Annotated in this window: 26 protein-coding genes, 1 pseudogene and 2 riboswitches; of the genes and pseudogenes, 23 read left to right on the top strand and 4 right to left on the bottom strand. The window is 29.5% G+C overall.

Annotated elements, in window-relative coordinates:
• Positions 1-112 precede the first annotated feature (112 nt).
• Positions 113-279, top strand: a riboswitch (M-box (ykoK) riboswitch).
• A 97-nt stretch (positions 280-376) separates the two neighbouring features.
• Both mgtE and DWZ53_RS03930 read left to right on the top strand, forming a co-directional pair.
• On the top strand, positions 377-1714 hold the full coding sequence (gene mgtE / locus DWZ53_RS03925) for a magnesium transporter (protein ID WP_118432197.1): 1338 nt from the start codon (positions 377-379) through the stop codon (positions 1712-1714).
• Positions 1715-1805: 91 nt separating this feature from the next.
• On the top strand, positions 1806-2261 hold the full coding sequence (locus DWZ53_RS03930) for an S-ribosylhomocysteine lyase (RefSeq protein ID WP_118432199.1): 456 nt from the start codon (positions 1806-1808) through the stop codon (positions 2259-2261).
• Positions 2262-2267: 6 nt separating this feature from the next.
• Here DWZ53_RS03930 and DWZ53_RS03935 read toward each other — a convergent pair whose 3' ends face one another.
• Complete coding sequence (locus tag DWZ53_RS03935; RefSeq protein WP_118432201.1) at positions 2268-3155, bottom strand: LysR family transcriptional regulator; 888 nt, start codon at positions 3153-3155, stop codon at positions 2268-2270.
• Positions 3156-3286: 131 nt separating this feature from the next.
• Here DWZ53_RS03935 and DWZ53_RS03940 point away from each other — a divergent pair, with 131 nt between their 5' ends.
• The 6 genes from DWZ53_RS03940 to DWZ53_RS03965 all read left to right on the top strand — a co-directional run bounded on the left by DWZ53_RS03940 (position 3287) and on the right by DWZ53_RS03965 (position 12122).
• Entirely contained in the window at positions 3287-5191 is a 1905-nt protein-coding gene (locus tag DWZ53_RS03940) for an FAD-dependent oxidoreductase (RefSeq protein WP_199589055.1), read from the top strand.
• A 91-nt stretch (positions 5192-5282) separates the two neighbouring features.
• A riboswitch (Lysine riboswitch) is annotated at positions 5283-5453 on the top strand.
• A 105-nt stretch (positions 5454-5558) separates the two neighbouring features.
• On the top strand, positions 5559-6023 hold the full coding sequence (locus DWZ53_RS03945; RefSeq protein ID WP_118432203.1) for an ACT domain-containing protein: 465 nt from the start codon (positions 5559-5561) through the stop codon (positions 6021-6023).
• 9 nt (positions 6024-6032) lie between these two features.
• Positions 6033-6926, top strand: coding sequence for a 4-hydroxy-tetrahydrodipicolinate synthase (dapA, locus tag DWZ53_RS03950; RefSeq protein ID WP_118432205.1), 894 nt, complete (start codon positions 6033-6035; stop codon positions 6924-6926).
• A 1-nt stretch (position 6927) separates the two neighbouring features.
• Entirely contained in the window at positions 6928-7671 is a 744-nt protein-coding gene (gene dapB / locus DWZ53_RS03955; protein WP_118432207.1) for a 4-hydroxy-tetrahydrodipicolinate reductase, read from the top strand.
• Between the two features lie 8 nt (positions 7672-7679).
• Positions 7680-8978, top strand: a complete 1299-nt coding sequence (lysA, locus tag DWZ53_RS03960) for a diaminopimelate decarboxylase (RefSeq protein WP_118432209.1) — start codon at positions 7680-7682, stop codon at positions 8976-8978.
• Between the two features lie 87 nt (positions 8979-9065).
• Positions 9066-12122: an ABC transporter ATP-binding protein/permease gene (locus DWZ53_RS03965; protein WP_118432211.1), complete on the top strand. Its 3057-nt coding sequence runs from the start codon at positions 9066-9068 to the stop codon at positions 12120-12122.
• Positions 12123-12319: 197 nt separating this feature from the next.
• Here DWZ53_RS03965 and DWZ53_RS03970 read toward each other — a convergent pair whose 3' ends face one another.
• From DWZ53_RS03970 to DWZ53_RS03980, 3 genes are read right to left on the bottom strand one after another with little or no spacing between them, the layout of a single operon-like run.
• Entirely contained in the window at positions 12320-12973 is a 654-nt protein-coding gene (locus DWZ53_RS03970; RefSeq protein WP_118432213.1) for a prepilin-type N-terminal cleavage/methylation domain-containing protein, read from the bottom strand.
• Between the two features lie 52 nt (positions 12974-13025).
• Positions 13026-13280: a hypothetical protein gene (locus DWZ53_RS03975; RefSeq protein ID WP_118432215.1), complete on the bottom strand. Its 255-nt coding sequence runs from the start codon at positions 13278-13280 to the stop codon at positions 13026-13028.
• Positions 13281-13339: 59 nt separating this feature from the next.
• Complete coding sequence (locus DWZ53_RS03980) at positions 13340-14032, bottom strand: GTP pyrophosphokinase family protein (RefSeq protein ID WP_118432217.1); 693 nt, start codon at positions 14030-14032, stop codon at positions 13340-13342.
• Between the two features lie 64 nt (positions 14033-14096).
• Between DWZ53_RS03980 and DWZ53_RS03985 the strand changes: the two genes are divergently transcribed.
• The 15 genes and pseudogenes from DWZ53_RS03985 (at position 14097) to DWZ53_RS04050 (ending at position 26117) form a co-directional block, all read left to right on the top strand.
• On the top strand, positions 14097-14465 hold the full coding sequence (locus tag DWZ53_RS03985) for a hypothetical protein (RefSeq protein ID WP_118432219.1): 369 nt from the start codon (positions 14097-14099) through the stop codon (positions 14463-14465).
• A gap of 70 nt (positions 14466-14535) precedes the next feature.
• Positions 14536-16509 (top strand): AAA family ATPase, encoded by a 1974-nt coding sequence (locus DWZ53_RS03990; protein WP_118432221.1) that lies wholly within the window; start codon positions 14536-14538, stop codon positions 16507-16509.
• Between the two features lie 121 nt (positions 16510-16630).
• Positions 16631-17773: an MFS transporter gene (locus DWZ53_RS03995; protein ID WP_118432223.1), complete on the top strand. Its 1143-nt coding sequence runs from the start codon at positions 16631-16633 to the stop codon at positions 17771-17773.
• Positions 17774-17870: 97 nt separating this feature from the next.
• On the top strand, positions 17871-18506 hold the full coding sequence (gene ispD, locus DWZ53_RS04000; protein WP_118432225.1) for a 2-C-methyl-D-erythritol 4-phosphate cytidylyltransferase: 636 nt from the start codon (positions 17871-17873) through the stop codon (positions 18504-18506).
• A complete protein-coding gene (locus DWZ53_RS04005) occupies positions 18506-19849 on the top strand; it encodes a glycoside hydrolase family 3 N-terminal domain-containing protein (protein ID WP_118432227.1) in 1344 nt (447 codons plus the stop codon). The genes ispD and DWZ53_RS04005 overlap by 1 nt, the downstream gene beginning before the upstream one ends.
• A gap of 123 nt (positions 19850-19972) precedes the next feature.
• Positions 19973-20254: a 30S ribosomal protein S6 gene (gene rpsF / locus DWZ53_RS04010; RefSeq protein ID WP_118432229.1), complete on the top strand. Its 282-nt coding sequence runs from the start codon at positions 19973-19975 to the stop codon at positions 20252-20254.
• A gap of 18 nt (positions 20255-20272) precedes the next feature.
• Positions 20273-20746: a single-stranded DNA-binding protein gene (gene ssb, locus DWZ53_RS04015; RefSeq protein ID WP_118432231.1), complete on the top strand. Its 474-nt coding sequence runs from the start codon at positions 20273-20275 to the stop codon at positions 20744-20746.
• A 17-nt stretch (positions 20747-20763) separates the two neighbouring features.
• Complete coding sequence (rpsR, locus tag DWZ53_RS04020) at positions 20764-20994, top strand: 30S ribosomal protein S18 (protein ID WP_118432233.1); 231 nt, start codon at positions 20764-20766, stop codon at positions 20992-20994.
• Positions 20995-21231: 237 nt separating this feature from the next.
• Entirely contained in the window at positions 21232-21417 is a 186-nt protein-coding gene (locus tag DWZ53_RS04025; protein WP_118432235.1) for a hypothetical protein, read from the top strand.
• Positions 21418-21520: 103 nt separating this feature from the next.
• Positions 21521-22780 (top strand): ATP-binding protein, encoded by a 1260-nt coding sequence (locus tag DWZ53_RS04030; protein WP_118432237.1) that lies wholly within the window; start codon positions 21521-21523, stop codon positions 22778-22780.
• A 180-nt stretch (positions 22781-22960) separates the two neighbouring features.
• A pseudogene (locus tag DWZ53_RS11280) lies at positions 22961-23389 on the top strand (flavin reductase family protein); the annotation flags it as partial.
• 69 nt (positions 23390-23458) lie between these two features.
• Positions 23459-23995: a rubrerythrin gene (gene rbr / locus DWZ53_RS11285; RefSeq protein ID WP_233541832.1), complete on the top strand. Its 537-nt coding sequence runs from the start codon at positions 23459-23461 to the stop codon at positions 23993-23995.
• A gap of 276 nt (positions 23996-24271) precedes the next feature.
• Complete coding sequence (locus DWZ53_RS04040; RefSeq protein ID WP_158568175.1) at positions 24272-24718, top strand: PTS sugar transporter subunit IIA; 447 nt, start codon at positions 24272-24274, stop codon at positions 24716-24718.
• Positions 24719-24720: 2 nt separating this feature from the next.
• A complete protein-coding gene (locus DWZ53_RS04045; RefSeq protein WP_118432243.1) occupies positions 24721-25026 on the top strand; it encodes a PTS fructose transporter subunit IIB in 306 nt (101 codons plus the stop codon).
• A 14-nt stretch (positions 25027-25040) separates the two neighbouring features.
• Positions 25041-26117, top strand: a complete 1077-nt coding sequence (locus tag DWZ53_RS04050; RefSeq protein ID WP_118432245.1) for a PTS fructose transporter subunit IIC — start codon at positions 25041-25043, stop codon at positions 26115-26117.
• Positions 26118-26132: the final 15 nt, after the last annotated feature.

Genomic DNA, 26132 nt, shown 5'->3' on the forward strand with positions numbered 1-26132 from the left:
TCGTTACTATCTGAAATTCATCTGTCCAACAAATTGGGTTCAGTTCACTTCGGCTTTTAGTCTTTTTTTTCAAATTTATTGACATTTATCATTTTATCAATATAATGAATTAAATAATAAACGGTAGGTGAGGTTACCGCAGGGATTTGGATATCCTAAGATTACTGCCGCAAAATTGTGGAGACACAATACGCTGGTTAACAGATGAAGTCGAGAAGGCTTTATTTAATGTAATTTATATGCCCTGTGATACTAAAGCTTGAACGAATGAATGAACAGATACATCATTGCTCAGGCAATGATGTTTTTTTATAGGAGGTGAGCTATATGGATGAAAGTTGTCAGAATGCAAAAGATAAAATAAGGAGGAATAAAAATGAAAAAGGAATTATTATTAAATTTATTAAAAAACAAACAATATCGACAATTACATACTTTATTAAATCAAAACAATACAACAGATATAGCTTGTCTTCTAGAACAATTAGATATTAAAGATTGTGCTTTAGTATTTCGCTTAATTCCAAAAAAGAAAGCAGCACAAGTATTTGTAAATTTTAATCATTGTACTCAAAAACAATTAGAGATGTTTAGTGAAAAAGAATTAATTGATGTTATCGAAAACCAATATATGGATGATCTTGTTGATATCATCGAAGAATTACCTGCCAATCTAGTTATGCGTATTTTAAATCATATTGATCAAAATCAAAGAGAGACAATTAATCAATTGCTTAGTTATCCTAAAGATAGTGCCGGTTCGATTATGACAACCGAATTTATATCTTTAAAAAAAGAGTATACAATTGGTGAAGCATTGGAATATATTAAAAAAAATGGAATATCTTCAAAAACAATTTATACAAGTTATGTTGTTCAAAATAAGGAACTTTTAGGTGTTGTTTCTACTAAAGATTTACTACTTAGTGATGAAAATAAAAAAATAACGGAAATCATGAATAAAAACAATCAGTATGTTTATACCCATACTGATCAAGAAGCAGTAATAGAAATTTTTAGGAAATATGATTTAATGGTTTTACCAGTATTAGATGATGAAATGATGATGGTTGGTATTGTTACATTTGATGACGTGATGGATGTAATGGTAGATGAAACAACAGAGGATATTGAAAAAATGTCAGCTGTTGAACCTAATGATCAATCATATTTTCAAACATCGGTATTAGAACATGCTAAACATCGCATAGTGTGGTTATTAATTCTTATGTTTTCAGCTACTTTAACAGGGAGTATTATTACCCGATATGAAGACGCTTTTCAGACCATACCATTATTAGTTTCCTTTATTCCTATGCTTATGGATACAGGGGGAAATTGCGGTTCACAAAGTTCGACTTTGATTATTCGAGGGATTGCATTAAATGAAATACATTTCAGAGAAATTTTTAAAGTTATATTCAAAGAATTTCGTATAGCTTTATTAGTTGGTGGTATTCTAGCTCTAGCTAATGGTATTAGAATTTACATGATGTATCAAAATGTAGATATAGCATTTGTTATAGCGTTATCACTTATTGTTACAGTTGTTTTATCCAAATTAATTGGTTGTGTCTTACCATTACTCGCTAATAAGATAGGATTAGATCCCGCTATTATGGCATCACCGCTTATTACAACTATTGTTGATACATGTTCTATTCTTGTTTATTTTAATATTGCAGTACAAGTATTTCATTTAACAATAAAGTAATAAAAATCAAACTTGACATCAGTTAGGATTGCATCTTACTATTTCTATAAGAAAAAATGTTGGACATGGAAAAGAGAAAGAGGGATAAAACATGGAAAGAATAACAAGTTTTAGTGTTGATCATCGTTTATTAAAAAAAGGACTTTATGTATCAAGAATAGATGGTGATTTGATTACTTATGATATTAGAATGACACAACCTAATGTAGAGCCGGCAATGAATCCTCAAGCAGCTCATACTATTGAACATATTGGTGCAACATTACTGAGAAATGGTCCTTATAAAGATCAAGTCATTTATTTTGGTCCAATGGGATGTATGACGGGATTTTATTTGATTGTTAGAGATTTAGATTTAGAAGTTGTGAAAAATATTGTAAAGGACGTATATGAAAAAATAGCTTCATGGGATCAAGAAATTCCAGGAGCTAAGATGGAAGAATGTGGAAATTATACATATATGGATTTGCAGGGAGCAAGACAAGCAGCTCAGTATTTTATTTCTAGTCCTTGGGAACATCAATATCATTTATTAGAAGAAAAATAGTAGATATCATGATTTGATATCTACTATTTTTTCATGATTAATCATGTAATCAATCACGTACTTACATGTTGAAGATAACTTAGTGTTTGAATTATAAGCTAAATAAATGGTTCTAGCTGATTGATCAAGATCTAAAGGAATAATATTAATATCTTTAAAAGGATTTAGTAAATCATTTTTTGCGACAATAGCCACCCCAAAGTTTAAAGAGACCATACTGGCTATAGATGTTTCATCGTCAAGATTATAGATAATATTCGGTTTTAAATGATGCTGTTTAAAGATATCCATAATATTATGATATATAGCGATTTGTTCAAGGTAAGTAATGAAAGGATATTGTGCAATATTTTCAAAAGTAACTTTATTTAAGCTATTAAGAGGATGATTCTTAGGAGTAATCAAGACTAATTCCTCATATAGAAGTGGTAAAAATGTTAAATGAGAATCTTCTATTTTAGAACAAATACCAAAGTCATATTTATTATTTTTTATCCCTTCAATAATATCTAAAGTCTTTTCACTTCTAAATTGAACTTTAATATTTTGTTCATTTAATTTTTTGATCACAGGTGTTAAATAAGAATTGATAATCGTGGCAATGACACTGATTTGGATGACATGTTGTTGATCTTTATTTTTATTTGCTATTTCGTTTACACCTTGTTCTAATATAGAAAGACTTTGATTAACATATTTTAAAAATGTTTTACCTTCATCACTTAAAACAACATTTCTGCCTTTTTTAACAAATAAAACACAATTAATTTCTTTTTCTAATTCTTTAATTGCGTGAGTTAAACTGGGTTGAGAAATATAAAGTTCTTGACTTGCTTTTGTATAATGCTGGTATTTAGCTAAAGTTTGAAAATAATATAATTGATTAATATTCATATTGATCACCACACATTATCATAATATAATCTATAGAATTTTTCTATACATTGAATAAAAATAATATATTGGAAAATACAGGAAAACCTCGTTATATTTAATGTGAAATGTTTAACAAGGAGAGGAATGTTATGTACAAAGAAATGTTTAAACCGATTCAAATCGGTCCTATGAAAGTCAATAATCGTTTTGTTGTGCCACCTATGTCTAATAACTTTGCGATAGCCAGTGGTGAATTAAGTGATCGTTCTTTAGCTTACTATCGAGAAAGAGCAAAAGGTGGATTTGGGTTGATTACTGTAGAAGCTACAGTTATTGATCCTACTGCTAAAGGTGGTCCTAGAAAACACTGTTTATTTGATGATCAACAAATTCCAGCACTAAAGAAAGTAGCAGATGCTTGTCATCAATATGGATCAAAATTGATGGTTCAATTACAACAAGCAGGTCCTGAGGGAAGTGCTAAAGCAGCAGGGCATCCTTTAAAATCAGCATCCCGTATTCAAGCATCATTTAATAAAGATATTCCTTTAGAAATGACCAATGAACAAATTTATGAATTAGTAGAATTATATGGCGATGCCGCTTTAAGAGCAATGAAAGCAGGTGTTGATGCTGTTGAAATTCATATGGCTCATGGTTATCTTGTATCAAGTTTTATTTCTCCACAAACAAATAAAAGAGTCGATGAATTTGGTGGATGTTTCTATAATCGTATGCGTTTACCAAGATTAATTATTGAAAACATTCGCCGTAAAGTTGGTCATAATATAGCTGTTCTAGCAAGAATTAATAGTTGTGATGAAACACCTGGAGGATTAACAGTTGAAGATTCAATGATGGTTGCTAGCTACTTGGAATCATTAGGAATTGACGCTATTGATGTTTCTCGTAGTATTCATTTAAAAGATGAATATATGTGGGCGCCAACTGTTGTTCATCAAGGATTTAATTTAGATCATGTAAAGAAAATTAAAGATGTTGTTAGTGTTCCAGTTATTACTGTAGGTCGTTATAATGATCCATTTTTACCTTCATTAGTTGTAAAAAAAGGTTATGCAGACATGGTCGCATTAGGAAGACAATCTATTGCTGATCCTCATTTTCCAAATAAAGCAGCTGCCAATGCTTTTGATGAAATTACACCATGTATTGCCTGCCTTCAAGGTTGTGTTGGAAATATGTTTAAAGGTAATCCAATTGAATGTCTAGTTAATCCATTTGTTGGATATGAAGAACATCTAGATGAAAAATGTAAAGAAGTTAAAAAAGTGATGGTTGTAGGTGGGGGTGTTGCAGGTTTATTCGCTGCTTACAATCTAGCTAAAAAAGGACATCAAGTTTCTTTATATGAAAAAAGTACAGTTCTTGGTGGACAAATGCGTTTAGCTGCTGTGCCACCAGGTAAAGGTGATATTACGCAAATGGTACGTAATTATATTGCTTTATGTTACAAATATCATGTTGATTTACATGTTGGTCAAGCAGTAGATGAAGGCATGATTAAAGAAATGAATCCAGATGTCTTAATTCTAGCAACAGGGGCAACGCCTTTAGTCCCACCAATTACAGGGGTTGATCATTGTTTACATGCTATTGATGTATTAGATGGTCAAAGTCAATGTGGTAAAAAGACATTAGTTATCGGTGGTGGTTTAGTTGGTTGTGAAACAGCTGATTATTTAGCTAATCGTGGTTATGATGTTACATTAATTGAAGCTAAAGATGATATTGCTGGTGATATTGTTAGTGAACATCGCATCTTCTTAATGGAAAGCTTTAAAGAAAATCATGTTAAAGTCTATACCCAAAGTCCAGTACAATCTATTAGTGAAAATAGTGTAGAAATTGAACATAATGGGTGTCTAGAAACATTTTCTGGATTTGATAGTATCGTTTTAGCTTTAGGTTCAAAAGCAAACCAACCATTTAAAGAAAATCTTGTTAAAGAACAATATGTTATTGGTGATGCTATTAAAGCAAGAAGAGCTATTGATGCTTTAAGAGAAGCAAGAGAAGTGATTATTAAAATCTAAAACTGGGGTATCCCAGTTTTTTTGTATTATAAATGATGATTATTTTGATATTTTCATTGTTTATTAGAGTTGAATATGCTATATTGTATACAAGTTAGATAGAGGCGCAGGTTGTTAAAAATTCTTTGTTATACGATGCAACGAGATAAAGAGGGCGGAACGCTTGCCGAAGGGTTCATTATTTGCATATGATGAATTCCTGGGTAATTAGGGAATACCTAATTAACTGTCATTACTTAAGTAATGTTGGGCTATCATTGTTAGAATCTCAAATAGATGTTGCAATGATAACCATTGCAACATTTTTTATAAAAAAGTATATATAGTTATTGAAAAAAAGAATATAATAGGGAAGAGAGGTAAAGTCATGGAAAATATAGTAGAAGCAAAAAGTTATGAAGATGATATTATTCAATTAAAATTATTAAATGTACCTAAACATCCAAAGATGATAGCAAGAATCTTTAGAATTATTCAGGAACAAGATATTAATATTGATATGATATCACAAGTTATGTTAGAAGATTCAATGCAAATTGAAATTACTTTAGATGCAAAGTTTCAATTAAAATTAAATGAAGCTATTGTTAATCTAAAAGAAGAATTCACTTCAATTGAAATCTATCAAAAAAGAACATTTGCTAAAGTTGCTGTAGGGGGACCATTAATTGAAACAACACCGGGTGCAGCAGCAAGATGTTTTGAAGTATTAGGAAACAATAACATTCATTTTTATCAAATAACAACAAGTAAACGTACTATTTCATTTGTTATTGATAAAGATTCATTAGATTTAGCTTTAGAAAAATTAAAATTGGAATTTAACTTATAGGAGGAAATTATGGCTATTTTTGAAGGTAGTGCAGTTGCACTTGTACTTCCTATGTTTGATGATGGAAGTATTGATTATGAAGGGTATAAAAGACAAGTTCAAAGAATGATTGATGGAGGTGTTCAAGCTTTATTAGTTAATGGAACAACGGGTGAAACAGCAACCATTCATATTAATGATGAATTTAAATTATTAGATATCACAATGGAACTTGCTAAAGGAACAGGGGTAAAAGTTATTTGTGGCGCTGGTTCTAATGATACACAAACAGCACTAAAGAAAGCACGTTATGCTAAAGAAAAAGGAGCAGACGCTATTTTAGTCGTGACTCCTTATTATAATAAAACAAGTCAAAGAGGATTAATTGCTCATTATACTACTATTGCTGATGCAGTTGATATTCCTATGATTTTATATAATGTTCCAGGAAGAACAGGATTAAATATTCAAGTAGATACAGTTGTAGAATTAGCTAAACATAAAAATATCGTTGCTATGAAAGATGCGACAGATAATATTGCTTATGCAATGGAAATCTTAAATAAAACACAAGATTTAGATTTTGATTTATATTCTGGATGTGATGACAATATCTTGCCATTTATGGCTGCTGGAGGGAAAGGCGTTATTTCAGTAACTTCAAACTTATATCCTCGTCAAGTTGAAAAATTAACACAACTTATCTTAAATGGTAATTTAAAAGAAGCTCAAAAATTAGCTTATGCTTTAGATCCTGTATCACGTTATTTATTTATTGATGTTAATCCAATTATGCCAAAAGCTGCATTAGCTAAAATGGGTATTTGTAGTGAACAAGTACGTTTACCATTGCTTCCTACTACTCAAGAAAATAAACAAAAATTATTTGATGCAATGGATGCATTTGAAAAATTGGGGTACTAAGATGAAAGTTATATTATATGGATATGGATTAATGGGAAAAAAGGTGGCTCATAAGTTAAGAGAAAATCCACAATTTGATTTAATTGGGATTGTTTCTTATGAATTTGATGAAAAAGCACCTGAAAATATGTACAACAGTTTAAAAGAGGTTGAAGATCAAGCAGATGTGATTATTGACTTTTCACATCCTAATAATTTAGATGATATTTTAACTTATGCTTTAAAAAATAAATCTAAATTAGTTATCGCTACAACAGGATATAGCCAAGAACAACTCGCTAAGATTGAAGAAGCAAGTCAACAACTTGCTATCTTCCAATCTTACAATACAAGTTTTGGTATTCAAATGGTAACAAAGATTTTAAAACAAGTGGCTAAAGAATTTTATGATAATGGTTATGATATTGAAATTTTAGAAAAACATCATAATCAAAAGATTGATGCACCTAGTGGTACAGCTAAATTACTTTATGAAGTAATGGAAGAAGAAATTAAAGAAACAAAGCCTGTTTATGATCGTAGTTCATTACATGAAAAAAGAAAACATGAACAAATTGGTTTACAAGCTATTCGTGGGGGAACGATTTTTGGTGAACATGATATTATTTTTGCCGGGCTTGATGAAATTATTGAAATTAAACATACAGCTTTATCTAAAGATGTTTTTGTTCAAGGAGCGATTGCTGCTGCTTTAGCGTTAAAAGATAAAGAGAGTGGTTTATTTACGTTAAAAACGTTATATTAGGGGGATATATGGTTTTACAAACACAATTTGCACAAATTAAGAATAATAACTTATACATAGATGATGTGAATGCTTTAGATTTAGTTAAACAGTATGGAACACCATTATATGTTATGTCAGAAGGACATATCAGAAATCAATTCAATACATTAAAAACAAAAATGATTGATAAATATGAAAATGCTTTACCTTTATTTGCTTCTAAATCATTTTCTTGTTTAGCTATTTATAAAATAGCTAAAGAATATGGGATTGGAATTGATTGTGTAAGTGCTGGAGAAATTTCAGTAGCTTTAAAAGCAGGATTTGATCCTAAAAAGATTTATTTCCATGGAAATAATAAATTACCTTCAGAAATTGAATATGCATTAGAAAACGGAGTAGAAAACTTTGTAATCGATAACTTCTATGAAATTAAATTAGTAGAAGAAATCGCATCTAGATTAAATGTTACTGTTAATGGTATTGTTAGAATTACACCGGGTGTTTATGCTGGTGGTCATGACTATATTCGTGTAGGTGCTAAAGATACTAAATTTGGTTTTTCAAGCCATGATAACACTTATTTAAAAGCAATAAAAAAAGTCATTGATGCACCACATATTAACTTTGATGGTATTCATTGCCATGTAGGTAGTCAAATTGAAGATATTCAAGCTTATATTTTAGCGATGAATAAATTCGTTGATATTGCTTATGAAATTTATGATATTTTTGGTATTGTCATCAATAAATTAAATGCTGGTGGGGGATTTGGTATTCAATATACAAGTGCTGATAAACCACTAGAATTTGATTATGTTGTGAGTACGATTATGGATATTATTTATAAAGGCTTCGATGCTAGAAATTTAAAGAGACCAATGGTATTAGTAGAACCAGGTCGTTATTGTGTAGGTAATGCAGGAATTACTTTATATACAGTAGGTTCATATAAACATATTAAAGATATTAGAGATTATATTAGTGTAGATGGTGGGATGACAGATAACATTCGTTCATCTTTATATCAAGCTAAATATGACGCTATTATCGCTAATAAAGCAAGTGAACCGGCAGATACTTTAGTAACTGTAGCTGGTAAGAACTGCGAATCAGGAGATATTTTAATTAAAGATATTAAATTACAAGATCCGCAACCGGGAGATATTTTAGCAATGTTTTCAACAGGAGCTTATCATTATTCAATGTCTTCTAACTATAATCAATTACCTAAGCCAGCCGTGGTCTTTACTTATCAAGGAAAATCAAGAGAAGTTATTAGAAGACAGACTTTTGATGATTTAATTGCATATGATGTAGAATAGAGTATTCAATACTCTATTTTTTTATATTCATGAAAAGTTAATAATAAGTGAGTATAATGACTCTAAATAAGGGTAAGGAGAAATTGAATGTTACAAGTAAAAAATATTTATAAGGAGTATAAGACTGGTAATTTAGTACAAGTTGCTTTAAATAATGTCAGTTTAAATTTGCGAGATAATGAGTTTGTTGCGATATTAGGACCCAGTGGTTCAGGTAAAACAACGTTATTAAATATTATCGGTGGTCTAGATCGTTATGATCGAGGAGATTTGGTTATTAATGGAATTTCGACTAAACAATATAAAGACCGAGATTGGGATTCTTATCGTAATCATACGATTGGTTTTGTTTTTCAAAGTTATAACCTCATTCCCCATCAAACAGTTTTAGCTAATGTTGAATTAGCACTGACAATATCTGGTATTTCCAAAAGTGAACGGAAAAAAAGAGCATTAGAAGCATTAAAAAAAGTAGGTTTAGAAAATCAGGGTCATAAAAAACCAAATCAAATGTCAGGGGGACAAATGCAAAGGGTAGCCATTGCCAGAGCATTAGTTAATGATCCTGATATTTTATTGGCTGATGAACCAACTGGTGCTTTAGATAGTGATACTAGTATTCAAGTCATGGATTTACTAAAAGAAGTGGCTAAAGATCGTTTAGTTGTGATGGTAACGCATAATCCCAAACTAGCAAAAGATTATGCAACAAGAATTGTTGAATTAAAAGATGGGGTTATTTGTAGTGATTCACATCCTTATGATGTAGACAAAAAGCATCTTGTACCTCCTCGTCATCGTACAATGGGGAAAGCCTCAATGAACTTTTTAACTTCTTTGTCTTTAAGTTTTAATAACTTAAAGACAAAGAAAGCAAGGACATTATTAACTTCATTTGCTGGATCAATTGGTATTATTGGCATTGCTTTAATTCTTTCGTTATCAACGGGAGTGAATCAATATGTCAAATCAATAGAAGAAGAGACATTATCAGAATATCCATTACAAATACAAAATACCGGTTTTGATATGTCTTCTATGTTGAGTAATGGTCAAAGTGATAGTCAAAAAAAGAAAGATAAATCAAAAATATATGTTTCTTCTATGGTAACTGGCATGTTATCTACAATAGGATCTAATGATTTAAAATCATTAAAAAGTTATTTAGATAAAAATCCAGATCATATCAATCAATATACGAATTCTATTGAATATACGTATAACGCTATACCACAAATTTATAGCTATAATAGTCAACAAGTTAGACAAGTTCATCCAGATCAATCATTTAAATCAATTGGTTTAGGTTCTTCAACAAGTTCTAATTCAATGATGTCATCTATGATGTCTACTGATGTTTTTTATCAAATGCCAAATCAATCAAGTCTTTACGAAAATCAATATGATATTAAGGCAGGAAACTGGCCTAAAAAATATAATGAATGTGTTCTTGTTTTAAATAGTAATGGTTCTATGAGTGATTTTATGCTTTATACTTTAGGACTAAGAGATTTTAGTGAATTAGATTCAATGATTGAAAAATTCTCTAAAGAAGAAAAAATAGATGAAGTAAAAATTAAAGATACGTATGCCTATAAAGATATGTTAAATAAACAATTTAAACTTGTTAATGCAAGTGATTATTATCAATACGATGATCAATATCAAGTTTATAAAAATAAAAAAGACGATCAGGCTTATATGCAATCTCTAGTTGAAAATGGTGAAGATATCAAGATTGTTGGTGTAGTGCAACCTAAAGATGATACAAGTGCAACAATGTTAAAACCGGGTATTGCTTATCCGGCAACCCTTACTCGTCATGTTATCAATCTAGCTAATCAAAGTGAAATTGTTAAAAAACAACTTGCTCATCCTGATATTGATGTATTTACAAATAAAAGCTTTGACTATCAGCAAAAGAATAACTTTGATATGAATTCTTTAATTAAAGTTGATCAATCAAAGATACAGGAAGCCTTTAAAATAGATCAAAGTAAATTGTCATTTGATACAAAAAGCATAGATTTAAGTCAAATAGATACATCTCAGTTACCTGCTATTGATATCAATCAAATGATGTCTAAAGTTAAATTTAATGTGTCAAAGGAACAAACTGATCACATTGTTAAAGTGATAACTGAGGACTTTCAAAAGTATTTAGTAGAAAATAATTATCAAGATCCTACTAAAATGGAAATCTATTTTAATGCCTACTTACAGACATCAAGAGCTCAAACATTGATTCAAAATGAAATGACAAAATTGATACAAGAAAGTGGTCTTGCAGAACAGTTTCAAAATGAACTATCCAAAGAAATGTCAACCATGATGTCTCAATACAGTAAGGTACTTGAACAAACCATTCAAGCACAACTGACAAAACAAATGGGTCATCTTGCTAGTCAGTTTCCTAAAGCCATAAGTGTAGATGAAAAGAAACTAGCACAAGCATTTCAAATGAATATGTCCCAAGATGAATTATCAGAACTTATTGTTTCTATGATGCAAACTGAAACAACATCTTATGATAGTAATTTAACTCATTTGGGATATGCAAATTATGATAAACCAAGTGCAATTAATCTCTATCCTAAAGATTTTGAAACAAAACAAAAAGTAAAAGATATCTTAGAAAAATATAATGAAAAGATGAAAAAAGTGGATGAAGATAAAGTCATTACTTACACTGACTATGTAGGGACAATCATGTCATCCGTTACTGATATTATTAATGTTATTAGTTATGTACTGATAGCCTTTGTAGCCATTTCATTAGTTGTTTCTTCAATTATGATAGGAGTTATTACTTATATTAGTGTATTAGAACGTAAAAAAGAAATCGGTATTTTGCGTGCTATGGGTGCGTCTAAAGGCAATATCTCGCAAGTCTTTAATGCAGAAACATTTATTATTGGGTTATTATCGGGATTATTAGGTATTGGTATTACACTGATTTTATTGGTACCTGGTAATATGTTGATTCATAGTATTGCTGATAATAACAGTGTTAATGCAGTTTTACCAATTGGTGGAGCTATCATCTTAATTGCATTAAGTGTATGTTTAACATTGCTTGGAGGATTGATTCCAGCAAGAAAAGCTTCACATGAAGATCCGGTTAAAGCATTAAGAACAGAATAAAAGGATTAAGGGTAAAATACTTTAGCATTAGATTTTATACTCATTGAGGTTAAGTTTATTGACTGTTTGTTATTATTTGTAAGATTTCAAATAGTTAATAATCAAAAATAAAAACCAGGATTGTGAAGTGAACCGAAAAAGTTGGACAACTTAGGAGGTTCAGTATAATTGCTATCCTGGTTTTTTGTTAGTTACAATTATTGATATGAGAAGATTGACTTGCCATTTTTAACACAATTTAATTTTCCATTATAAATAGTGACCATATAATTTTCTCTTGCAAAATTCAAGGCTTCTATTTTTCCTTTGTCATTATAAAAAATATTAATTGCAAACCCGTTTTCTTTGCTGGGAGAGTATTCATTAAGTGATTTACCATTTAGACAATCCGATAATTTTTTATACCTATAAACAGCAGAATCTTTATGATCACTTTGTAAAAAATGTAATACATTTTTTACAATCTCTTTATCAATAAATGATGCGCCATTGTAGCTATTGCTAAGATATTTACTGGGATTTGCTTGCCCGTAACTCATCAAGGAATCAGATACTCTTGCCACTTTATCATCATTAGTCTTGGAATGAGGGAAGTCTGCAGGTAATCTATATTTAAATTTAAAGGCTGCTTTATTTTCAAACTCTTCTTTATCTATTGCATAGCATTTTGTAGCAGCAACCTGTGCTGCTTCATAAATACCATGGGCTTCTTGTATAATACTTGCTTTTTTAGCTTCATCTACATATCCTGTTACTGATGGTATAGCAATCGCAGCTAAAATTGAAAGAATGACAAGGACTACTATTATTTCAACGATGGTAAACCCATTTTTATTTCTTATATTCACCATTTTTTCTCCTAATATTCATTTAAGTGATGTTGTATCTTTAATAAAGATTTTATTATATAATATTTTTTTTAGCAACAATTAAAAATGTTCTTTGATGAAATTTATCATCATTTTCTTTAAATTCGGGAGAATAATATCTGTTTCTATCTTTTCTAAGAACATCGAATCCATTTTTATCTATCAATCGTACAAGATATTCAATACCGTGCACATTGATATTATATTCAGTCGAAAGCATGTTTAATGTGTATCCCATTTTTCTTTTATTGTAAATTTCAAATTTTTGTTCGTTTGTAAGTTTAGCCATAATAAAAAGTGAACCTCCTAAGTTGTCCAACTTTTTCGGTTCACTTCATCTTTCCTGGATTATTTTAGTTCTAAATTTTGTTTACCTTTAATTTTATTATGTATATCTTGCATTTCTTGATCAAGTTCAGTAATACTTTCAGCACATTCTAATAAGCGTTTTCTAATATCACTAGGGACTTCTTCTTCATTTTTGTATCTGATTTGATGTTCTAATGAGGCCCAAAAGTCCATTGCAATTGTTCTAATCTGAATTTCTACTGGTACCATTTGTGTTTCTTGTGCTAAAAAAACAGGAACTTCTACAACAAGATGTAAACTACGATAGCCATTTTCTTTAGGATGTTTAATATAATCTTTGATCCTAATTAATGTAATATCATCTTGGCTTGTTAGTAAATCGGCAATACGATAAATATCTTTAACATAATTACAAATCACTCTTATACCCGCAATATCATAAATATGATCGGTAATGGAATCTAAATTTAAAGGTAAGTTTTTTCTTTCTAATTTATCAAAAATACTATGAGGAGATTTAAGTCGCCATTCCATATGATGAATTGGATTATGTGCATAACGAATATGAAATTCATCATCTAATATTTCAAGTTTTGTTTTAATTTCTTTAATACCCGCACTATAAATTTGTTCTACTGATTTAAATTCTTCAAAAAACTTAAAATCCTCTTTAACCACAAGAATGTTACTTGCATCACTCTTGATTTCTTTTTGCATAATTGGATTACTCATTTAAAAATATCCTCCTTATGTATAATTATAATATAAGTGGTCATAATGAACTAGAGGTGAACTTATGAAGAAATTTATTTTAATCTTACTAATATGTATGAATTTAACGAATATTCAAGCAGTAGAACAACAACCAGAATATAAAATTATCGCAAATAGTAATCAACAAGATGATTTAGATCAAATGTATAATATAAAAAATAAATTACTAAGAGATTATCGTAATTGGGCAAGAGGTGTTAATCAAGTGGATCAAGTTCTTATTGATCATTGTCATCAATATGATGCCACATATAAAGAAGGACTTTATCTTATTGTACTAGGTAAAGGAAAGGGAAAATCCATTCAAGGACCTTTAAAAGTCAGTTATTGTATAAGTAGTAAAGACATAAAAAAGAAATCCATCATTCAATCGTTATTTTCATCAAAATAACGATTTTTAATTATTGATTATTTTTTTATGAGTATGAACATACTATTATAAAGAAAGAGGTGGATACCTGGTGTTAACACAATTCGATGAACAAGCACAAAAAGCGATTGTTGTATCAGAAAGTATTGCTTTTGACATGGGACATAGTCATGTAGGAAGTGAGCATTTGTTATTATCTATGCTTAAAATGCCAGAATGTAAATTAAAAGATTTATTAAATGTTCAAAAAATTGATGATCAAAAGATAGAAGAAGATATTAAAAGGTTGTTTGGAATTAAAGATAATGAGCCTTTTTATATGGAATATAGTGATGCTGTTAAAGAAATATTACAAAAAAGTATTTCTTTAATAAAAGAAAAAGGAAAAAATAAAGTGACACTTTCATGTTTGTCTCTGGCTTTACTTCAAACAAAAGAATGTGTAGCTTATGAGTTATTAAAGAAATATCATGTAGAAATAGATGAACTGATTGTATCATTAAATGAAAATAGCGAATTAGAAACAAAACTAGATCAAATATCCATGCTTGTTAATTTAAATCAAAAAGTAAAAAAATTAAATTATCAAATCATTGGCAGAGAAAAAGAAATCAATCAACTCTGTACAATTCTATCAAAAAAAGAAAAAAATAATGTTTTAATTGTAGGTGAAGCGGGTGTAGGTAAATCAGCATTAGTAGAAAAATTAGCACAAAAAATAAATCAAAAAGAAGTACCAGATACCCTTAAACATAAACTTATCTATGAATTATCATTATCATCTTTGGTAGCAGGAACAAAATATCGTGGAGAATTTGAAGAAAAATTAAAGAAAGTTATTGATAAAGTTAAAGATACAGAACAAGTGATTATTTTTATTGATGAAATTCATAATATTATTGGTGCTGGCGGGGCAGAAGGAGCGATTGATGCTTCTAATATTTTAAAGCCTTATCTAGCTAGAGATGAAATCACAGTTATTGGGGCAACAACATTAGATGAATATTATCGACATTTTGAACATGATCAAGCGATGAATAGACGTTTTTCTTTAATTACGATTAAAGAAAATACGAAAGAAGAAACAAAAGATATCTTGTTAGGTATTAAGTCTTATTATGAAAAGTATCATCATCTTACCATTACACCAGAGATATTAGATTATTTAGTGAATCAAGTAGATTTATATATTAAAAATCGGACTTATCCTGATAAGGCTATTGATATTCTTGATTTATCTTGCGTAAAAGCTAAATTTAATCATTTAAGTCAACTTAATCAAGAATGTATTAATCAAGTGATTGAAGATTATGCATCCATCAAAATGGATGAATCAATTGATTATCATCATTTACAACAACAATTAAATCAAAAAATTATTGGTCAAGAAAAAGCCATTTCAAAGATTGTTAAACAATTAAAAATAAAGAAAGAATCTCATCAACCCCAAGCTGTCTTTTTATTCAGTGGCAGCAGTGGTGTAGGAAAAAGTGAAACAGCAAAACAATTGGCCAAAATACTAGATCGACATTTGATTCGTTTAGATATGTCCCAATACAAAGAAATCAGTAGTCTACAAAAGATTATCGGTGCACCACCTGGATATGTAGGTTATGAAAGACCTAGTCTTTTACTACCACAATTACAAAGTTATCCTAAATCAATATTACTTTTAGATGAAATAGAAAAGGCACATCCAGATATTTTACAATTATTCTTGCAAGTCTTTGATGAAGGATATTTAGAAGATAACCAAAAAAGAAAAGTCTATTTTAATCAGACGATGATTATTATGACAACATATCAAAATAATGACATCATGATGGGATTTAAAAAACAACATCATCAAAAAGTAAACCCTATTTTTACTCATGAATTTATCAATAGAATTGATGAAATTGTACCTTTCCAATTACTTAGTGATGAGACATTAAGTCAAATAGTCAAAAAAGAATATGCATTAGATCAAAAACAAATCAATGAATTATTAAAAGATTATTCTATTTACCAAGGTGCAAGACAAATTCTTAAACAGGCAAAAAAATTAATTCATCAACATAGTTAAAAGAAAGATGCGTCTTTCTTTTTTTAGATTTAGATATTGATATTTTTAGGGTTAATTAGAAGATATAGTGATATTTTATGACAAATTTATTTATATAATTGAAGTTGTGGGAGGAAGAAATATGAATAAATATCGTCAATATATTTTATTACTAGGTCATTTATGTTCAGACATTAATCAAAGTATCTTATCATCCATGATACCATTTTTAATTGCAAGTTATCATTATAATTATACAACTGCTACATTGTTAGTAACGGTATCTAATGTGTGCGGGTCGTTAGTCCAACCTTTTATAGGAATGTACATCGATCGGAAAAATAATCCTATGATGATGGCTTTGGGAGTCATTATGGCATCAGGAGGAATGGCACTAACTGGATGGACTTCAAATTTTTATTTATTATGTGTTGAAGTGATGATAAGTGGCATTGGGGTAGCTTTGTTTCATCCTCAAGCAGCGAAGTTAGTTGATGTTTCATCATCTCATAATAAAAAAGGAAAAGGTATGAGTATTTTCTCGTTTGGAGGAAAGATTGGTTTTACTTTAGGTCCGGTATTTACTGCTTTTTTAATTCAAACATGGGGTATGAAAGGAACAATTTTCTTTTTGATTCCAGCAGGGGTATTTACAATTGTGTGTGCAAAATTTAATCATACATTTCATTGTCATGAAGAAATAAAAGAAGTACCGGTAGAAAATATAAATCAAAAGGATAACTGGGGAGGATTTATCCGGTTATGTGTCGTTGTTTTTTCAAGATCCATTCTCACTAATGGTTTATCAACATTTTTATCCTTATATTTTATTCAAAACTTCTTATTAACGAAATCCAAAGCCAGTTTATTATTAAGTGTTTACTATGCTGTTGGTTCCATTTCAACTTTATTTGGTGGTAGTCTTGCAGATCATTTTGGTCATCGTAGAATGATTAGAATCAGTTTTCTTATTCTCTTACCAGCTATGATAATATTTAGTTCTACTCATCACATTGCTTTAGCTTTATATATGTTAGTATTGATGTCATGTGGCGAAAGTTTTTCCTATAGTCCAATGGTTGTCATGGGGCAAAAGTATTTACCCCATCACACAGGTTTTGCATCAGGAGTGACATTGGGTTTGGCAGTAAGTGTAGGGGCTGTTTTATGCCCACTACTAGGCTATGTATGTGATAGTTATAGTTTAACTGCAACATTCTATATAATGAGTGGTACTGCTGGAATAGCTTTATTAGGTTCTATGTTGTTACCGGAAATAAAATGAAGGTGTTAAAACTTATACATGAATATCTAAAGACTATATAAAAATATATGGTCCTTTTTGTATGTAATAAGCTATAATAAATGCAAGGAGGTTGCTTATGAATTATAGTGTTATTATTCTTTGTGCTGGAAGGGGAAGCAGAACAGGATTAAAATATAATAAAATATTTCATTTATTAGAAGGGAAAACAGTTTATCAAAGAAGTCTTGAACTTTTTTTAAATGATCAAAGATGTAAACAAATAATTGTTGTAACAAAAAAGAAAGAGCAAGCAGATTTAGAAAAATTAGTTCAATCAAGTAAGATTGAATATGTATATGGAGGACAAGAAAGACAAGATAGTGTTTATAATGGTTTACAAAAAGTCAATCAAGATCATGTTTTTATTCATGATGGTGCTAGACCTTATTTAACATTAGAATGTATTGAAAATTTATTAATTGCTTTAAAAGATTATCGTGCAGCATTACTCATGGTACCATGTAAAGATACGATTAAAGAGGTTAAAGAGGGTGTGGTTGTCAAAACATTAAAAAGAGACTTATTAATGCAGGCACAGACACCTCAAGTCTTTGTTACAAAATATATTAAGGATGCATATCAAAAAGCAAAAGATGAAGGTTATATGGCTACAGATGATGCCCAACTGTTTGAAAAATATGAAAACGGGGATATTAAGGCTGTCATGGGAGATTATCATAATATTAAGATTACAACGAAGGAGGATTTATAATGACAAGAGGACGGCATGCTAAAAAGCAATATTCTAAAATGATTATTTTAATATTCTTCATAATTACAATGATTGTTGGAATAATGTGGCATTTAAGTCCTACAGAAAAATCAGATCAAGCTACAAACTATAAAATAATAGAAGGACAAATAGCGGGAACAGGAGATCAAGTTGTTTTATTAAGACAAGAGAATAATCAAACTTATTTATTATCATTAGCTAATACTTCTATGGAAGGTGATGATTTATTAGTCGGTAATCATATTAAGATTTCTTATACTGGAAAGTTAAATAAACAATATCAAGATATTCAAGATGTAAAAGTCTATAAAGCTTCTATTAGTGCTAATCAAATTAGAAATGGTGGTAAAGCTAATACAGATAAAACAATTCCTATCGAATATTTATCTTCTTTAGTAGAAAACATGAGTGAAGAAGATAAAGTAGATCAATTATTAATTGGTTATCAATGTCATCAAGAGGTCATTGATAATCATAAATTAGGGGGATTGGTTCTTTCATCAAAAGATCTTAAAGACTTACCTAAAACTGATATTGCAAAACAAATAGATAACTATCAAAATAATACAAATTTGAGTATGTTTATTACTTTAGATGATGAAAGTATTTTAAAAGAGTATGTTCAAGATGGTGTTTTTGATTCCATTAGTCAAGTCTATAATGAAAAAGGAATAGATGGTTTAAAAGAACAATTAGAAAACAAGATTTCTATTTATAAGGAAGTAGGAATGAATTTATCTTTCACTCCTAATGGAAACGATGGACAAGATGAGGATAGTTTAAATCAAGATAGAAATATCACAAATGATTATGTATCACAGGTTATTCAAACAATACATAAAAATGATTTAGGATGTTGTTATCGAAATTATCCAAGTTATGGTACAAAAAACGATTATTCTAGTGAACTTATTCATGATAGCCGTTCATTAGAAGATTTAAAAAATAATGAATATCAAACTATTCAAACGGCAATCAATCAAGGTCAAGACATGATTCTAACAACTAATCAAATTATTGATGCTTTAGATAATCAAAATCCAATCTCTTTATCAAAAAGTTCTCTTCAAAACCTAAGACAGTCTTTTCATTATAATGGACTTATTGTGAGTGATTTAACAAATGAAGCTATTAAAAATACTGAAGATTATATATTAAAGTCCATTCAAGCAGGAAATGATATGATAATAAGTGATGATGTTGAAACAGCAAGACAAACAATCATTGATCATATTCATGCAAATGAAATCAGTATGAATCAAATTGATTTATCTGTTTTAAGAGTATTAGCCTATAAATATCAATTAGGAATAATAAGTTAATTTTATTGATAAAATCATTGAAATTTAAATTTGTCAATGATATAATGTTCCAGCATGTAAAAATATTATTTACTGCCTGCTTATTTATAATAATAAGCCGATAGACCATAGGAGGTAAAAGAAATGAACAAGTATGAAATTATGTTTATTGTTAAACCTGATGTTGAAGAAGAAGCAAGAAATCAATTAATTGAAAACTTCAAATCAATCTTAACAGCTAACGGTGGAACAGTTGACAACGTTAACGAAATGGGATTACGTGAATTAGCTTACGAAATCAAAGATTACAAAAAAGGTTACTATGTTGTAGTTGATACAACTTGTGCACCTGCTGAAATCGCAGAATTCGAACGTTTATCAAGAATTAATGCATCAATCTTACGTCATTTAACTCTTCGTAAATAATTAAAGGAGGCAGATTAAATGATTAATAGAGTCGTTATGGTAGGAAGAATGACTCGTGATCCAGAACTTAGAAGAACTGGAAGCGGGGCAGCAGTGACAAGTTTTACACTTGCTTTAAACCGTAACTATAATTCTGCTGACGGACAACAAGCAGATTACATACCATGTGTGGTATGGAATAAAGTTGCTGAAAATGTTGAACGTTATTGTTCAAAAGGATCATTAGTTGGAGTTGAAGGAAGACTTCGTTCAAGATCTTATGATAACGCTCAAGGACAAAGAGTATTTGTTGTTGAAGTTGTTTGCGATTCTGTACAATTCTTAGAAACTAAATCTCAAAGAGAAAGAATGCAAGCACAATCAAGTCAACCTCAAATGCAACAACCACAAATGAACAACCAATTCCAAGATATGCAAACTGTTGAATTAGAAAAACAATTCGATAATACAGACAATACATTTGATATCATGGAAGACGATATTCAATTTTAAGAAAGGAGTTTTTTAAAATGGCTTTTAGAAAACAAAGAATGGGAAGAAGAAAAGTTTGTTACTTCACTAAAAACAAAATTACTTACATTGACTATAAAGATGTTGAATTATTAAAAAGATTCGTTTCAGCTAACGGGAAAATCATTCCTAGACGTGTAACTGGAACAAGCGCTAAATATCAAAGACAATTAGCTACAGCTATTAAAAGAGCTAGACAAATGGCATTATTACCATACGTTGGTGAATAGTCACTTAAAACGCCCATTTTATGGGCGTTTTTTTAATTGTTTTGCCAATTTGGGGACAAAAGTGGGGACAAAATCGTTCCTGCTTTTTTAGTTCGTATAACTTCTTATGAATTTAAACTAATTTGATATATTGGATATGTGACAATTGTGTAGGGAAAGTATATTTTGCCCCAGTTTATTGTATAAATTCATTTATTAATACTCAAAATAAAGATATAAATATGAAAGAGGGAAATGATGAATCAAGCAATACAGAAATTAACTTATGGATTATATGTTTTAACGGTACGTGTTGATGGTAGAGATAATGGTTGTATTATTGATACAGTAGCGCAAGTCTCGTATAAATCTACTCAAATATGCATCAGCAAGTTACACATACATAATGATAGAGAAGACGCTTCAATCTCATATTTTAAATAGGAATAACATCATTAAAAATAACCATTTAACAGAACTTTTTTTTATTTTTTTTAAAAAAGTTCTGTTATCTGTTTAATATGGTATAATATAAAAGGTGATAAATATGAAAAAATTATTTAAAAGAGAAAATTATTTAAAGAAAATAAGAGGCTTTTATGATGATGTAGATATGATAAAAGTCATCACAGGTGTAAGAAGATGTGGTAAGTCTTCATTAATGGAATTAATTAGTGATGAACTTACTTCACGAGGCATCGAGAAAGAAAATATTATATTTATACATTTAGATAAAAGACCATATAAAAGTATTAAAACAAGTGATCAATTAGAAAAGATCATTGATGAGAAAACCCTACGATTAAATGGGATTAAATATCTTTTTATAGATGAAATTCAAAATGTAACAGGATTTGAAGAAGTTATTAATGCATATCGAGAAGAAGGAGAATACTCAATTTTTATTACTGGAAGTAATAGTTATTTGTTATCAGGAGATCTTGCAACAAAATTAACTGGTCGTTATATTGAATTTGAAATGACAACTTTATCATTTGAGGAATATCTTGGAATGAAAAAGTTTTACGAAAAAGAAATATCACTAGATAAAGATGAAGAGTTTATTAATTATATATTAGAAGGTGGATTTCCGTTAACATTAAAGTATGATTCATTTGATGATAAAAGATTATATGTTGATAGTGTTATAGATGAAATATACGAAAAAGATATACGAAAAAATAATAAAATAAGAAAGAAAGAATTGTTTAAAAAAATACAAACATATATTATCAACAATTTTGGAGCAACAACTTCCGTAGAATCAATTTGTAAATATTTGAAGAAAAAGGGAGATAATGTATCAAAAAATACGGTATATAACTATTTAAATATATTAGAAAGTGCAAAAATTATCTCAAAATGTGAACGATTTGATATGAAAAGCAAACGTTCATTAAGCGGTGAAGAAAAATACTATCTGTCAGATTTAAGTTTTTATTTTGCTAAAAACACAGATAATAGAATAAATTATGGACCAGTATTGGAAAATGTAATTTATAATTATTTGAAGTCAAAAGGGTACAAAATAAGTATAGGGAAAATTGGGAAATTTGAGGTTGATTTTATAATACGAAATAATATGAACGATTATGCGTATATTCAAGTTGCTAGAACGATAGATAATGATAACTATGATGAAAACGGAAAGAATATTACAGAGGAAAGAGAATATAGATCTTTGGAAAATATATCTGATGGTTATAGTAAATATCTTTTAACTATGGATAAATTATTACAAAAACGAAGTGGAATTAAGCATTTGAACATCTTGGATATGATGATTAATAATGAAGAATTACTCTAATAAATACGAACTTAAAAAATAATGAGGATGGCTTATGCCAATCACATTTCACATAGAGTAATTTTACAGATATTGTATAACACTCATAGATATGAGAAAACTTGAATCTATGAGTGTTTTTTTGTATAAATTCATTCATCGTTACTCAAAATAAAGATATGAACATGAAAGAGGTAAATGATGAATCAAGCAATACAGAAACTAACTTATGGATTATATGTTTTAACGACACATGAGGATGGTAGAGATAATGGTTGTATTATTGATACAGCCATGCAAGTCTCCTCTATACCCAGTCAATTATGTATTTGTATAAATAAAGTGAGTTATACATACAAAATGATTGAAAAAACATGTCGATTTAATATCTCGGTCTTAAGTAAAGATAGCAGTATAGAACTCATTAAGCATTTTGGTTATCAAAGTGGTAAAGAAGTTGATAAATTTAAAGATTTTACATCTTGTAAAAGAGCCAATAATGGAATTTATTATATAACTCAAGGAACAAATGCTTATATTAGTGTAAAAGTAAAACAAAAGATAGAATTAGGAAGTCATGTGATGTTTATTGGTGAAATAGAAGAGATGGAAGTTATAAATGAAAAACCATCTTTAATATATGAAGAATATTTAAAGAGTATGAAATCTCATTTAGAAAAAGAGGATCAACAAGAATCAATGAATCAATATCAAGGAACCCAAACAGAAAAGAATTTAAAAACAGCCTTTCAAGGAGAATCACAAGCAAGAAATAAGTATACTTATTTTGCTTCTGTCGCTAAAAAAGAAGGCTATGAACAAATTGCTGCTATCTTTTTAAAGACAGCAGATAATGAAAAAGAGCATGCTAGAATGTGGTTGAATGAATTAGGTGGTATAGGTGATACCAAAACTAATCTTAAAGAAGCAGCTCATGGTGAAAGTTATGAATGGACAGATATGTATGATGATTTTGCTAAAACAGCATTATCGGAAGGATTTGTTGAATTAGCAAGAAAATTTAAAATGGTGGGTGAAATTGAAAAACAACATGAAGAAAGATATCGAGATTTATTAAAGAATATTGAAACAGCAGAAGTCTTTGCTAGAAGTGAAATAAAAATATGGGAATGTAGAAATTGTGGTCATCTTGTTATATCGAATAAAGCACCTGAAATTTGTCCGGTATGTTCATTTCCTCAAGGATATTTTGAAATAAAAGAGAATAATTATTAATGATTTAATTGATGGCAATATCCTGTAGTTATGTATTTTTATTTAGAATGAATACCTAGTAGTAATGAACAAAGGAACCTTATTTCTAGATTATCTAGAAATAAGGTTCTTTTTAGGTGACAAACTATACTTAAATTTCTATATAATTAAATTAATCGTGGTGTCACCGTTATTTTTTGTCACTTTACAGTGTCAAGAAAATGGGATGTAAAGATATGTACTTTTAGGTATATTATAAGTGCAGCCGGTTGAAGTACTAGAGAAATGGAGAATCATATGGAAGATAAAATTATAAATCTTGAATGTATTCATTTGGATCTTAGTGTTACAAGTAAAGAAGAATTATTAGAACGTTTATCAAAAGAAGCAGTACAAGTTGGTGCAGGAGATTCATCTGAAAGTATATTAGAAGATTTATGGAATAGGGAAAAAGAATTACCTACTGCTGTAGGAAAAGGAATTGCTATTCCACATTGTAGAAGTAAATCAATTAAATCTTCTAAATTATTATTCTATCGTTTAAAACAAGATATTGATTGGGATGTTAATGAAAAAATCAACTTAGTATTTGCAATTCTCACACCTGATAGTGGAAATAATCAACATTTAGTTTTACTATCTAAATTATCAAGACATTTATTAAGAAAAGACTTTTTAGAAATGTTAAAAAATAGTTCAAAAGAAGAAATTATTAATAAAATAAAAGAAATCATAGGAGAGTAAAAATGAAGAAAATTGTTGCAATATGTGCATGCCCAATGGGTATTGCACACACATATATGGCTGCTGATGCTATTGAAGAAGCAGCTAATGAATTAGGATATCAAGTTAAAGTTGAAACACAAGGTGCTTCAGGAATTGAAGATAAATTAAGTCCAAAAGATATTAAAGAAGCAGATTTAATCATGATTGCAAGTGCTGTAAAAATCAGTCAAAGTAATCGATTAGAAGGATATGAAGATAAAATTGTAAAAGTAGAATTAAAACAAGCGATTAATAATAGTTTAAATATTATTAAAGAACATATTTAAAGGGGAAAAGAATCATGGAAGAAAAACAATCAGTTTGGAAAGAATTCCAAGAGCATTTAATGACAGGAATTTCATATATGATTCCAGTTATCGTACCAGCAGGTATTATCATGGGTATTGGTATTATGATTGGACAATTTATTGGCGTGGATGCAAATAGTGCTAAATTATTAACATCTAGTGATCCATTTTTAAAATTTGTAGGTTGGATTACACAAGTTGCCGGTGCAGGAATGATGGGACTTATGTTCCCTGTCTTTGCAGCATTTGTTTCTTATAGCATTTGTGATAAGCCAGGGTTAGCTCCAGGATTTATTGGAGGTTATCTTGCTAAAGAAATGGGTTCTGGATTTTTAGGAGCTATTGCTATTGGAATTTTTGCAGGATATGCTGTAAAATTTTTAAATGAACACATTAAATTTTCACGTACATTTAGACCAGTTAAGAATTTATTTTTAATTCCTGTTGGAGGTACAATCTTAGCTGTACTTGCAAGTTATTTTGTTATTGGTCCGATTGGTAATATTCTAATTTCTGCTATTACAGCATTTATTAAAATGATTGGTGAATTTGGAGCAGTTGCTTTAGGTGCAGTTATCTCAGCTTCAATGGCTTTTGACCTTGGAGGACCAATTAATAAAACAGCATTAGCTATGAGTATGCAACTTAATACAGATGCTGGTGTTAATGCATGGGTTCCAGCTATGATAGGTGCTGTTATTCCTGCTATTGGGGTTGGACTTGCAACAATTATTGATAAAGCGGTATTTAAAAGAGCAGTATTTACAGATCAAATGAAAACTGATGGATTTGCATGCTTCTTATTAGGATTTATGGGAATTTCTGAAGGATGTATTCCTTTCGCTATTAAAGATCCATTATTCATGGTACCATTAAATGTTATTGCTTCAGGAATTGGTGGAGCAATTGCCGTGGCATTAGGAACATCAGCTCAAACAGGCGTTCCTGCCGCTATCTGGGGATGGCCATTAGCACATAATCCATTAGGATGGGTTTTAGCTGTGCTTGTTGGTTCACTTATTGTTTGTGCGGGAACATTATATCGTGCTAAAACATTAAGTAAACAATAATAAAGAAGTTAAGGA

The sequence above is a fragment of the Coprobacillus sp. AF33-1AC genome, from assembly GCF_003475785.1.
Taxonomy (GTDB): domain Bacteria; phylum Bacillota_I; class Bacilli_A; order Erysipelotrichales; family Coprobacillaceae; genus Faecalibacillus.

Bases quoted from the DNA above. Each gene is read 5' to 3' on its own strand.
- mgtE (WP_118432197.1), top strand. From the start codon at position 377: ATGAAAAAGGAATTATTATTAAATTTATTAAAAAACAAACAATATCGA.
- DWZ53_RS03930 (WP_118432199.1), top strand. From the start codon at position 1,806: ATGGAAAGAATAACAAGTTTTAGTGTTGATCATCGTTTATTAAAAAAA.
- DWZ53_RS03935 (WP_118432201.1), bottom strand. From the start codon at position 3,155: ATGAATATTAATCAATTATATTATTTTCAAACTTTAGCTAAATACCAG.
- DWZ53_RS03940 (WP_199589055.1), top strand. From the start codon at position 3,287: ATGTACAAAGAAATGTTTAAACCGATTCAAATCGGTCCTATGAAAGTC.
- DWZ53_RS03945 (WP_118432203.1), top strand. From the start codon at position 5,559: ATGGAAAATATAGTAGAAGCAAAAAGTTATGAAGATGATATTATTCAA.
- dapA (WP_118432205.1), top strand. From the start codon at position 6,033: ATGGCTATTTTTGAAGGTAGTGCAGTTGCACTTGTACTTCCTATGTTT.
- dapB (WP_118432207.1), top strand. From the start codon at position 6,928: ATGAAAGTTATATTATATGGATATGGATTAATGGGAAAAAAGGTGGCT.
- lysA (WP_118432209.1), top strand. From the start codon at position 7,680: ATGGTTTTACAAACACAATTTGCACAAATTAAGAATAATAACTTATAC.
- DWZ53_RS03965 (WP_118432211.1), top strand. From the start codon at position 9,066: ATGTTACAAGTAAAAAATATTTATAAGGAGTATAAGACTGGTAATTTA.
- DWZ53_RS03970 (WP_118432213.1), bottom strand. From the start codon at position 12,973: ATGGTGAATATAAGAAATAAAAATGGGTTTACCATCGTTGAAATAATA.
- DWZ53_RS03975 (WP_118432215.1), bottom strand. From the start codon at position 13,280: ATGGCTAAACTTACAAACGAACAAAAATTTGAAATTTACAATAAAAGA.
- DWZ53_RS03980 (WP_118432217.1), bottom strand. From the start codon at position 14,032: ATGAGTAATCCAATTATGCAAAAAGAAATCAAGAGTGATGCAAGTAAC.
- DWZ53_RS03985 (WP_118432219.1), top strand. From the start codon at position 14,097: ATGAAGAAATTTATTTTAATCTTACTAATATGTATGAATTTAACGAAT.
- DWZ53_RS03995 (WP_118432223.1), top strand. From the start codon at position 16,631: ATGAATAAATATCGTCAATATATTTTATTACTAGGTCATTTATGTTCA.
- ispD (WP_118432225.1), top strand. From the start codon at position 17,871: ATGAATTATAGTGTTATTATTCTTTGTGCTGGAAGGGGAAGCAGAACA.
- DWZ53_RS04005 (WP_118432227.1), top strand. From the start codon at position 18,506: ATGACAAGAGGACGGCATGCTAAAAAGCAATATTCTAAAATGATTATT.
- rpsF (WP_118432229.1), top strand. From the start codon at position 19,973: ATGAACAAGTATGAAATTATGTTTATTGTTAAACCTGATGTTGAAGAA.
- ssb (WP_118432231.1), top strand. From the start codon at position 20,273: ATGATTAATAGAGTCGTTATGGTAGGAAGAATGACTCGTGATCCAGAA.
- rpsR (WP_118432233.1), top strand. From the start codon at position 20,764: ATGGCTTTTAGAAAACAAAGAATGGGAAGAAGAAAAGTTTGTTACTTC.
- DWZ53_RS04025 (WP_118432235.1), top strand. From the start codon at position 21,232: ATGAATCAAGCAATACAGAAATTAACTTATGGATTATATGTTTTAACG.
- DWZ53_RS04030 (WP_118432237.1), top strand. From the start codon at position 21,521: ATGAAAAAATTATTTAAAAGAGAAAATTATTTAAAGAAAATAAGAGGC.
- rbr (WP_233541832.1), top strand. From the start codon at position 23,459: ATGAATCAATATCAAGGAACCCAAACAGAAAAGAATTTAAAAACAGCC.
- DWZ53_RS04040 (WP_158568175.1), top strand. From the start codon at position 24,272: ATGGAAGATAAAATTATAAATCTTGAATGTATTCATTTGGATCTTAGT.
- DWZ53_RS04045 (WP_118432243.1), top strand. From the start codon at position 24,721: ATGAAGAAAATTGTTGCAATATGTGCATGCCCAATGGGTATTGCACAC.
- DWZ53_RS04050 (WP_118432245.1), top strand. From the start codon at position 25,041: ATGGAAGAAAAACAATCAGTTTGGAAAGAATTCCAAGAGCATTTAATG.